1 protein-coding gene is annotated in these 538 nt (G+C 34.0%); it reads right to left on the reverse strand.

Annotated elements, in window-relative coordinates:
• The coding region (locus Q0921_RS24960) for an RICIN domain-containing protein (RefSeq protein WP_299261891.1) at window positions 1-538 on the reverse strand (538 nt) is incomplete at both ends.

Below are 538 nucleotides of genomic sequence, written 5' to 3' on the forward strand. Positions count from 1 at the left end.
TTATAGAATTAGATGAAGGGTTAGGATACACTGATAGAATTTCTGATTTTACTTCTTCTGGCTTTTCTCGATTACCTAATGAGACAATTTTCCATTTCTGATTGTTGTTTTCAGAATTAAAACCCCAAATGTGAACATTAGCATCAATAGCACCAGCAGCTCTATCTAATGCACTTGATATGCAATGCATCGGTTTTAAACTAAATGAATTACTACCATTCCTAATTACTTTCCATTTCTGATGATTACCTTCCGAACCTGTCCAAGTAGCAACGTTTTCTCCGTTACCGCAACGTGCATAAGGAACTTCTAAAAATCTATTAGTTCCCAAGTTTCTTATGGTGTACACATTATCTCCTTTATGATTAAAAACCCATACTTGGTCATTATAAGGATATGGACTACTCATAATCGAACTATGTTGTTCATTAGCTCTTGATAACAATCTTTGATTAGATTGCGTAGACTCTATTTGATATGAACCATTTATTATGAGTTGTGTAAATGCCCCAGTGACAGTTACATTATCAATCTGATC

Source organism: uncultured Aquimarina sp., from assembly GCF_947496855.1.
Taxonomy (GTDB): Bacteria; Bacteroidota; Bacteroidia; order Flavobacteriales; family Flavobacteriaceae; genus Aquimarina.